The following is a 9,840-nucleotide window of genomic DNA, read 5'->3' on the forward strand; positions in this document are numbered from 1 at the left end:
GTCAGACCGCGGATGTGCGTACGAAGCGGCCGATGAGCCAGTTGACCGCGGCGATGATCAGCAGGAGGGCGAGCATCGCCCAGGCCACTGCGGCGGCCGGACCGAGATGCCCGAGATTCCAGCCGTAGTTGTAGAGGTAGACGCTGAGCGTCTCGTACTGATTCTCGTTGCCGCCGGTGGCTCCGAGCCTGCCGCCCTCCAGCAGCAGCGGCTCGCCGAACAGCTGCATGGAGCCGATGGTCGAGATGACGATCGTGAAGAGGATCGTGGGCCGCAGCGAGGGGATGGTCACCTTGCGGAACTGCTGCCAGCGCGACGCGCCGTCCAGCGACGCCGCCTCGTACAGGTCGGCGGGTACGGCCTGCATGGCGGCCAGGTAGATCAGGGCGTTGTAACCGGTCCAGCGCCAGATGACGATGACGGAGATCGCGATCTTCGAAGTCCAGTGTCCGTTGGCCCAGTTGGTGTCGCCGAGCCCGACGAAGTGCAGCAGCCAGTTCAGCAGGCCGCCGTCGGCCCGGAAGACCAGGGCGAAGACGAGGGCGGCGGAGGCCACCGAGGTGGCGTACGGGGTGAGGACGACCGTCCGCCAGAAGGTGCTGGCGCGGAGCCGGTAGTTCAGCAGATGGGCCAGGCCCAGGGCGACGAGCAGTTGCGGGACCGTCGACATCACACCGATCAGGAAGGTGTTGGTGACGGCCGTCCAGAACTCCGCGTCGTGCAGGATCTTGTCGAAGTTCTCCCAGCCGACCCACTCCATCTGGTTCAGGCCGGTCATCTCCACCCGGTGCAAAGCGATCCACCCGGTGTAGAGCAGCGGGTAGAGGCCGAAGGCGCCGAAGACGAGGAAGAACGGGGCTATGTAGGCGTACGGCGACGCCTTGTCGTCGAACCGCCACAGCCGGCTGCGCCAGTTCTGCCGGCGGGACGGGGCCGCCGGGTGCGGGGAGCCGCCGGGCGGCGGGGCGAATGCGTCCCGGGCGGGGGTCGAGGTGGCCACGGGCGGGAGTCCTTCCCTGAGTGAGGGGGCGCGCCGGCGAGGCATGGGCGCGGGGCCGGGGCGGTCGGGCCGGGGGGTGCGTGCCGGTGCGGGCGGCCTCGGGGGCCGCCCGCACCGGCGGCGGTCAGCCGATCGCCTTGTCGATCGCGTCGGTCGCGGCCTTCCACGCCTTGTCGGGGCTGGTGCCGCGCTGCTCCATGTTGGTGATCTGGGTGGAGATGGTGTCCTTGATGACGCCGTCCTTCGGGCCGAGCACCGCCTCGGGGATGGTCTTGGCCTCGTCGGCGTAGATCTGTCCGATCGGGGCGTCGTTGAAGTACGGGAGCTTCGCGTTCTTCACGTCCGGCAGTTCGTACGCGCCCTTGTTGGACGGGAAGACGCCGATCGCCTTGAACACCGCGGCCTGCTGCTCGGGCGCGGTCAGCCACTTCACGAGCTTGCCGGCCTCCTCGACGTTCTTGCCCGACTTGGGCACGGCGAGGAAGGAGCCGCCCCAGTTGGCGGCGGTCGCACCGGGTGCAGTGGTGATGTCCCACTTGCCCTTGTTGGCCTCACCGGCGTTGGCCGAGATCTGGCCGGCCATCCACGCGGGGCAGGCCACGGTGGCGATGGTGCCCTTGCGCAGCGCGGGGACCCAGGTGTTGGTGTCGAACTGGGCGAGACCCTGGGAGAGCTTCTTGGAGGCGACCTCGGCGGCCAGGTTCCAGCCCTGCTGGACGCTGGAGCTCTCCTTGTAGACGGGCTTGCCGCTCGCGTCGTAGTACTGCTCGGCGTTCGAGCTCACGACCGCGTTGAACATGGCGCTCGCGGAGTCCATGAAGTACGTCCCCGCGGGGGCCTTCTTCTTGTACTCCTCACCGAGCTTGATGTAGTCCTCCCAGCCGCCCGCGACCTTCTTGGCGACCTCCGTGCGGTCGGTCGGCAGACCGGCCTTCTTGAACAGCTCGGTGTTGTAGCAGAGGGACATCGGGCCGATGTCGGTGCCCGCGCCGATCACCGCGCCGCTGGGCGCGGTGGCCTGCTTCGCCTTCCAGGAGACCCAGTCGTTCACGTCGATCACCTTGCCGAGGTCGACGAAGGAGTCCGCCTTGGTGTCGGCGATCTCCTTGATCCGGCCGACCTCGATGCCCTGGATGTCGGCGAGACCGCTGCCCGAGTTCAGCTGCTGGAGCAGCTTGGGGTAGTAGATCTTCTCGTCGGCGGTGGCGTCCTCCTTGACCGTGATGTTCGGGTGCAGCTCGTGGTACTTGGCGAAGAGCCCGGCCTCCTTGTAGCCGAACTGCCCGAAGTCGGCGACGGTCAGCGTGATGTTCCCGTTCGCGTCGGGGCCCGTGCTGCCCGAAGAGTCCGAGTCGCTGCTGCAGCCGGTCAGCAACAGGGCCGAGGCCGTCAGGCCCGTGGTGGCCAGAACCGCGGCTCTGCGGCTCCGTCCGGCGACGGTGCGGGTGATGCGCATTCCACTACTCCTTGTTCCGGGTGGGACGTTCCGGGGTGGGGCTGGGCGTTCTGACTGCGCGGCGGGGTGGTCGGTGGGTGCGGGTGCCGCGTGACTCAGAGGGGGGGAGGGCGCGGGCAGTGCCGTTCGGGCGGAGGACCGTCCGATGTGGGAGCGCTCCCATGCGTCGATGTCGGAAGGTTCCTGCCTCGAAGGGGTGGGTGTCAAGAGTTGAAGACGCTTCCGTTGCCCGAGCGTGTCCGGCAAGTCACGGGACCGTGTCCCGCCGGGGTCTTGCCACAACCCGTATACGCTGCCCGGAATTTCACGTCTCTCGCGGAAAGCGCAGGTCGGAGCCGTGGCGGGCGGGACGCGCCCCGCCGGTCGCCCGGGACCGCTCATCCGCGCCCGCCTTCGGGAGCGGTTCTCGTCATCCGCGGTTCACACCGGCCCGCACACCGGAAGGTGAACGGGGTGCCCTGCGGCGGGGCGGTCGGGGGCACACCCGCCTTCTCTCTCCGAAGCCGTTCTCCCCCGCCCCTGGAATTAGGCCGCCCCACGCCGGCGGCAGCCGGGCCGGCGCATGACTTCGCGCCCGGCCCGCCCTACACCGCCCTACACCGCCCGCAACCGGGCCAGCGTGGCTTCGAGTTCGGCCTGCGCGACCCGGCCCGCCGACTCCGCGTCCCCGGCGACCACGGCCCGTACCAGCGCGTCATGGGCGGCATCGCCGTGCCCCGGGTCCTCGCGGCGCAGGCCGAGCAGTTCCACGAGGTCGACGAGCCCCTGCCGCAGCACGGGTGCGAACTCGCCGAAGAGATCGGTGAGTACGGGGTTGTGGGCCGCGGCCACCACGGTCCGGTGCAGCACGATGTCCGCGTCCACGAACTCCGCGTCTCCCCCGGCTCCCGCCGCCCGGCGCGCGGAGAGCGCCGCGTCCAGGGCGGCCAGGTCCTCGTCCGTACGGCGCCGCGCGGCCAGCCGGGCGGCCTGGACCTCGATCAGCATGCGCACCTCGTACACGTCGGTGACCGCGGCCCGGCTCAGCCGGGCCGGCCAGTCCTCCGTCACCCGGTCGGCGATGACGAAGACACCCGCGCCCTGACGGGACTGGAGCAGGCCGAGCGTGGCCAGGGTGCGCACCGCCTCACGGACCGTGGAGCGGCCCACGCCGAGCGTCCTGGCCAGGGTCGTCTCGCCGGGAATCCGCGTGCCGACCGGCCAGCGCCCCTCGGTGATCTGCTCGCGCAGATGGTCGGCGGCCTGTTCGACCAGAGGGCTGGGACGGAGTGGACCGAGCGAGGACACCGCATTCACCTGTCAGGTTGTCTGAGGACTTCATCTGTGGCTACTCTACCGGCCATGACGCACAGCGGTCTCCTTCTTCTCGGCTGCCGCGGCGGGGCCTGAAGCGACCGGCACCCCGCCGCGGGATGCCGTGCTGCGCCGGTCGCGTCCGGCGATGCGAGAAGAGACCGTCCTCATGCCCGACCGTCAGTCACCGATGCACGGCTTCCCCACGATCTGCACTCCGCGCGGGCCCGTGCCCGCCGATGCCCCCCGCTGGAATCCGCAGCGGGCGAGCTCCATGCCCTCCCACCGCTACCGTTCGGCCTTCGACCGCGTCGAGGTCCCGCCGACCGGCCGCACCTGGCCGCAGGCCCGTATCGAACGTGCCCCGCTCTGGGTGCCGGTGGATCTGCGCGACGGCAACCAGGCGCTGGCCGAGCCCATGGACACGCCGCGCAAGCGCCGAATGTTCGATCTGCTCGTCGCGATGGGCTTCAAGGAGATCGAGATCGGCTACCCGTCCGCGAGCCGCACCGACTTCGACTTCGTCCGGCATCTGGCCGACGGCGACGCCGTGCCGGACGACGTCACCGTGGTCGTCTTCACCCCGGCGAAACCGGACCTGATCGACCGGACCTTCGAGTCCATCGAGGGGATGGAGCGCGCGGTCGTCCATCTGTACATCCCGACCGCGCCGGTCTGGCGCGAGGTGGTGCTCGGCCGCAGCAGGGCCGAGGTGCACGCCACGGTGCTGGAGTCCGCGCGGCGGATGGAACGGCTGGCGCGGGCGCGGCCCGGGGCGGACATCCGGTTCGAGTTCTCCCCCGAGGTGTTCATCCTCACCGAGCCCGACTTCGTCCTGGAGATCTGCAACAGCCTCACCGAACTGTGGGACGCCTCCCCGGACCGGCCGATCATCCACAACCTGCCCGCCACGGTGGAGATCGCGACGCCGAACGTGTACGCGGACCAGATCGAGTACATGCACCGCCATCTGGAGCGGCGGGACTCGGTGATCCTCTCCGTCCATCCGCACAACGACCGCGGCACCGGCACCGCGTGCGCCGAACTCGCCGTCCTGGCGGGTGCGCAGCGGGTGGAGGGCTGCCTGTTCGGCAACGGTGAGCGCACCGGCAATGTCGACCTGGTCAATCTGGCACTGAATCTGCATGCCCAGGGTGTCGACCCGATGATCGACTTCTCCGACATCGACGAGATCCGCCGCACGGTCGAGTACTGCAACCGGCTGCCGGTGCCGCCCCGCCACCCGTACGGCGGCGATCTCGTGTACACGGCGTTCTCCGGCACCCACCAGGACGCCATCAGCAAGGGCTTCGCCCATCACGCGAGCAGCGGTTCCGAGCTGTGGTCGGTGCCGTATCTGCCGATCGACCCGGCGGACGTGGGGCGTACGTACGAGGCGGTCATCCGGGTCAACAGCCAGTCCGGGAAGGGCGGCATCGCCCATCTGCTGCGGAGCAACCACGGGGTGGACCTGCCGGCCCGGATGCGTGCGGACTTCTCGCACGCGGTGCAGGCCGCGACCGACGACAGCGGTCTGGAGGCCACGCCGAAGGATCTGTGGGAGCTGTTCGACAGGACGTACCTGCTGCCCGGACGGGACGGGAACGTGGCCCTGGCCTCCTGGTCCACGGACCGGAACCCGGCCGGTGAGCACCGGTTCATCTGCACGCTGCGGGTGGACGAACGGGAGGGCGACTACGAGGGCACGGGCAACGGCCCGGTGTCGGCGTTCACCCGTGCACTGGCCGCCGCGGGCATCGAGGTGGACGTCCTCGACTTCACGGAGCACGCGACGGGTCCGGGGCAGCGGAGCCCGGCGATGGCGTACGCGGAGTGCCGGGTGGACGGAGAGGTGCGCTGGGGAGCGGGACAGGACACCTCGGTCCTCACGGCCTCGATCCTGGCGGTGCTGTCGGCGGTGAACCGGGCGGGGTAGGGCCTGTCCGACGGAAATGGGGCGCGCGTCCCGGGCGCTGGTGGTGCGGCGGAGGCCCGGCAGGAGGGCGCGGGCGCGGGCCGCCCCACTGGGCGCCGGACCGTTGCCCGTACACGCGTCCCCGCCGGCGGTGGTGCGGCGGAAGCCCGGCAGGAACGCGCGGGCGCGCGGCGCCCCACTCGGCGCCGGGCGGCTGCTCGTACGCGCCGAACGCCTTGGTGAGGACCGGCGGTTCCTGGACGATCGGGTGGGTTTCGGCCGGGACGGCGGCACGACGCCGGCGGTCCTCCGCACCCGCGACGGCCGATGTTCGCGGCCAGTCGCTGTTCCAGCGCGGGCGGCGGTCCTCCGCACCCGCGACGACCGTCCGCCGCCGGTCGGGACCGTCCGACCGGCGGCGCACGCCTACCCGAAGGCCGACGGGGGCGGCGCCGGGGACGGTTTGGCGTCCGCGTCGCTCACCGGCACCGCGCCGCCGGTGAAGTCGGCGAGCGCGCGCCCGTGTTCGACGCGTCCGGGATGCGGATCGGTCGCGACCCGGCGGGTCAGCTCCGCGACCTTCAGCGGCAGGTCCGAGGCGAGCAGCACGGCGTTGCCGAAGCGGCGGCCGCGCCACACGGTCGGGTCGGCGGCCAGCGCCAGCTCGGGGAAGAGCGCGGCCGCGGTGGCGATCTGGCCGCGCAGATGGGTCAGCGGCGGCCCGTCCGCGAGGTTGGCGACGTAGCTCCCGCCGGGCTTCAGGACCCGGCGGACCTCGGCGAGGAACTCGGTGCTGGTGAGGTGTGCGGGGGTACGGGCCCCGCTGAAGACATCGGCGATGACGAGATCCGCCCAGCCGTCCTGGATCTTCCCGAGCCCGGCGCGGGCGTCGGTGGCCCTGACCCGGATCCTGGCCTGCGGGTCCAGCGGCAGCTCCCGGCGGACGAGTTGGACGAGCGCGGCGTCCACCTCGACGATCTGCTGGGTGGAGCGGGGCCGGGTCGCCGCGATGTAGCGGGCGAGGGTGAAGGCGCCGCCGCCCAGGTGCACCACGTGCAGGGGCTGCCCGGGAGGTGCGACGAGATCGGCGATGTGGCCGATCCTGCGCTGGTACTCGAAGGACAGGAACGTGGGGTCGTCGAGATCGACATGGGACTGCGGGGCGCCGTCCAGCGTCAGCGTCCAGGCGCGCGGCCGCTCCCGGTCGGGGACCAGCTCGGCGAGGGAGCCGTCCACCGGTTCGGCGAGGGGCTCCGTCCTGCGCCCGCCGCGCCCGGCGCCGCGCTCGGCCCGGCCCCCGCTCTTCTCCTCGGCCGTGCTCCCGGCCCTGCGGTCGGACCGTTTGCGGGCGCCCGCACCTCCGCCCGACGCTCCTCGACGTGCCACCGCTGCTCGTGCCCGCTCACTGCTCTTCGCTCCGGACCGGCAGGGAGCCGGCCGTGCCGGGGAAACCCGTCCACCTGCCCATTATGGGCACGCGGGCGAGAAGGCGGTCAGCGGCAGTTGTCGGCCGCCTCGATCAGCCGGGCCGCCTCGTCGAGCGCGGCCCGCAGCACCGCCGGGTCGGTGACCGGGGCGTCGTTCCCGGGCGGCAGCAGCCAGCCGCTGCCGGTGACAGGCGGCTCGGCGGGGATGCGCAGCCCGCGGCCGGCGGTCTGCGTGCAGGCGCTGCCCGGTACGTCCCAGGCCTCGGCGGTCCCCGGCGGCACGAGGAAGCCGAGGGTGTCGCAGGCGCCGTCGTGCAGGACCGGGCCGATGTCCTGCTCGGCGTCCCGGCGCAGGATGTCCACGGCCTCCAGGCCCTGGCGGGCCGGAACGGTCACCAGGTCGCAGGGTTCGCCGCCGTGGCCGTCCGTGGCAGTGGTGGGCGCCGGGGCACCCGTCGCGGCCGGGGTCGTCGCATTCGTCCGCGAGTCGGTCTCCGTGCCGAGATGCAACAAGGGACCTCTCCTCTCATCGCCGGGCGGAGCCGGATTCCGTCTCCTCATGGACCAACGGCCCGACGGCGTCAAGGGCTACGGTGCCACGCCGCCGCAAAGGGTGGCAGTTCATGGCAGATTGCGGGCGAGATGCCCCCTTTATCAGCAAACGCCGTGTGTGTGACTCCTCACAGCAGGTACGTTCTTGCTCCGCCGGGACACCGGAAGCAGGAAGCCCGGCTGCAGAAGAGCTGCAGAAGAGAGGTCCCCGCCCATGGTGTCGACAGGGGCAGTGCCCAACCTCGCCTTCCGGCGGCTGCGCGGACAGCGCTCCGCCGGGGAGTTCGCTGCCGCGGTACGCAGATCGGCCCGTGAGATCGGCGAGCAGGTCGCGTGCGACGCCCGGTACGTCGGACGCGTGGAGTCCGGGGAGATCCGCTGCCCCAACTACGCGTACGAACGGGTCTTCCTGCACATGTTTCCCGGAACGACCCTGGCGGACCTGGGCTTCTCGCCGCGTGAAACCGTACGCGGCCGGGGGGCGCGGGCCACTGCCGAAACCCCACCGCCCCCTACGCTCCACAGCGACCCCGACGAGGAGAGCGACGTGCTGCGTCGCGTATTCATGACGAGCGGCACCACCACGATGGCGGCCGCGACCCTGGGCCTGGGCCCGGGCTCCGTATCCGCCGCTGCCGCCACCGCCCGGCCCGACCCGCGGCGGGTCGGCGAGAGCGAGGTGAGCACCGTGGAGGAGGCGGTGCGGCAGATCCGGCTGCTCGACGACCGGCACGGCGGCGACGGCCTGTACCGCAAGGCGTTCCAGCCGCTGCGGGCGGCGTACGCGCTGCTCGACTCCGGGACGGCCACCCGGCGCACCACCGCCGACCGGTTGCACGCCGGAGCGGGCGAACTGGCCATCTCGGTGGGCTGGCTGGCCCATGACTCGGGCCGGTTCGAGGACGCCCGCTCGCACTACGCGGAGGCGCTCGCCACGGCACGGGTGGCCGGTGATCCGGCGCTGGAGGCGCACGCGTTCTGCAATACGTCGTTCCTGGCCCGGGACACCGGGCGGCCCCGCGAGTCGGTGCGGGCCGCGGAGGCCGCGCAGCGGGCGGCGCAGCCGCTGGGCTCGCCCCGGCTGCTGGCGCTGCTCTCGCTGCGGGAGGCGGGGGGCCGGGCGGGGCTCGGGGACCGTACGGGCTGCGAGCGGGCGCTCGGGCGGGCGCACACCGCGTTCGGGCGCGGTCCGTGCGACGCCGATCCGGAGTGGATGACCTTCTTCCGGGAGGCGGAGCTGGAGATGCTGGAGGCGCAGTGCTGGTCGGCGCTGGGCGACTGGCCGCGGGCGGCCCGGCACGCGCTCCGGGCCACCCGGCTCCAGGACCCGCACTTCACCCGGAACCAGGCGCTGTACCGGGCCGAGCTGACCTGGGACCTGGCCCACGCGGACCGCGGCGCGGAGGCGGCGGCCGCCGGCCATCAGGTGCTCGACCTGCTGAACCGCGTCCAGTCGACCCGTATCCGGGCGATGCTGGCGCAGGCGGTGGGGGTGCTGAAGCCGCAGCGGTACGTGGCGGAGGTACGGGAGTTCCTGGAGCGGTACGCGGAGACGGCGCGGCCCGCCGCCTCCGCGTAGGAGCGCTAACGGTCCAGGTGGCCCGTGTCGTTCCAGCGTTCGATCGCGGGGGCCCCGTACGCCCAGCCCAGCACCGAGAGCGAGGTCGGGTCGAGCCGGATCCGCGCCGCGAACGACACGTCCTCGCCGAGCCACCGCGCCCCCAGCGCCCGCAGGATGTGCCCATGGGCGAAGACCAGCACGTCGCGGTCGGCCGAGCGGGCCCACTCCACGATCTCGTCGGCGCGGGCGGACAGCTCGGCCAGGGTCTCGCCCTCCGGCACCCCGTCGCGCCAGATGAACCAGTCCGGCCGGATCGCCTTGATCTCGGCCGGTGTCATGCCCTCGTACGCCCCGTAGTCCCACTCCATGAGTGCGTCCCACGGCTCGGCCCGGTCCGCGAATCCCGCGATCTCGCAGGTCTCCCTGGCCCGCAGCAACGGGCTGGTGCGCACTTCCAGGCCCGGCAGCTCCGCCCACGGCCCGTGCCGCAGCCGCTCACCGAGGAGCTTCGCGCCCGCCCGGCCGGTGTCGAGCAGCGGGATGTCCGTCCTGCCGGTGTGATTGCCCCTGACGGACCATTCCGTCTGGCCGTGCCGGGCGAGCAGGATACGCGGTGCCATGACGGCTCTCCCTGAA

The 9,840-nt window shown here is 72.1% G+C and carries 8 protein-coding genes; 2 read left to right on the forward strand and 6 right to left on the reverse strand.

All coding sequences use genetic code 11. From position 1 onward, the window contains the following. Position 1: 1 nt before the first annotated feature. The 3 genes from AB0D53_RS19445 to AB0D53_RS19455 form a co-directional block, all read right to left on the reverse strand. Entirely contained in the window at positions 2-1,000 is a 999-nt protein-coding gene (locus AB0D53_RS19445; protein WP_362447888.1) for a sugar ABC transporter permease, read from the reverse strand. A gap of 124 nt (positions 1,001-1,124) precedes the next feature. Beyond that, the gene (locus tag AB0D53_RS19450) at positions 1,125-2,456 is read right to left on the reverse strand and encodes an extracellular solute-binding protein (protein WP_362447891.1); all 1,332 of its coding nucleotides are present in this window, start codon (positions 2,454-2,456) and stop codon (positions 1,125-1,127) included. Positions 2,457-3,050: 594 nt separating this feature from the next. Beyond that, positions 3,051-3,743, reverse strand: a complete 693-nt coding sequence (locus AB0D53_RS19455) for an FCD domain-containing protein (protein WP_362447894.1) — start codon at positions 3,741-3,743, stop codon at positions 3,051-3,053. Between the two features lie 154 nt (positions 3,744-3,897). On the opposite strand from AB0D53_RS19455, the gene leuA reads away from it, so the two are divergent. Continuing rightward, positions 3,898-5,685, forward strand: coding sequence for a 2-isopropylmalate synthase (leuA, locus tag AB0D53_RS19460; protein WP_362447897.1), 1,788 nt, complete (start codon positions 3,898-3,900; stop codon positions 5,683-5,685). 405 nt (positions 5,686-6,090) lie between these two features. On the opposite strand, the gene AB0D53_RS19465 is transcribed toward leuA, so the two are convergent. Together AB0D53_RS19465 and AB0D53_RS19470 are read right to left on the reverse strand one after the other, a co-directional pair. Further along, a complete protein-coding gene (locus tag AB0D53_RS19465; RefSeq protein WP_362447900.1) occupies positions 6,091-7,050 on the reverse strand; it encodes a fused MFS/spermidine synthase in 960 nt (319 codons plus the stop codon). A gap of 107 nt (positions 7,051-7,157) precedes the next feature. Then, entirely contained in the window at positions 7,158-7,604 is a 447-nt protein-coding gene (locus AB0D53_RS19470; RefSeq protein ID WP_362447903.1) for a hypothetical protein, read from the reverse strand. A gap of 253 nt (positions 7,605-7,857) precedes the next feature. On the opposite strand from AB0D53_RS19470, the gene AB0D53_RS19475 reads away from it, so the two are divergent. After that, positions 7,858-9,222 (forward strand): tetratricopeptide repeat protein, encoded by a 1,365-nt coding sequence (locus AB0D53_RS19475; protein WP_362447905.1) that lies wholly within the window; start codon positions 7,858-7,860, stop codon positions 9,220-9,222. 5 nt (positions 9,223-9,227) lie between these two features. On the opposite strand, the gene AB0D53_RS19480 is transcribed toward AB0D53_RS19475, so the two are convergent. Then, a complete protein-coding gene (locus tag AB0D53_RS19480; protein ID WP_362447908.1) occupies positions 9,228-9,824 on the reverse strand; it encodes a histidine phosphatase family protein in 597 nt (198 codons plus the stop codon). Positions 9,825-9,840: the final 16 nt, after the last annotated feature.

Source organism: Streptomyces sp. NPDC048295 (assembly GCF_040652135.1).
In the GTDB taxonomy this organism is placed as follows: Bacteria; Actinomycetota; Actinomycetes; order Streptomycetales; family Streptomycetaceae; genus Streptomyces.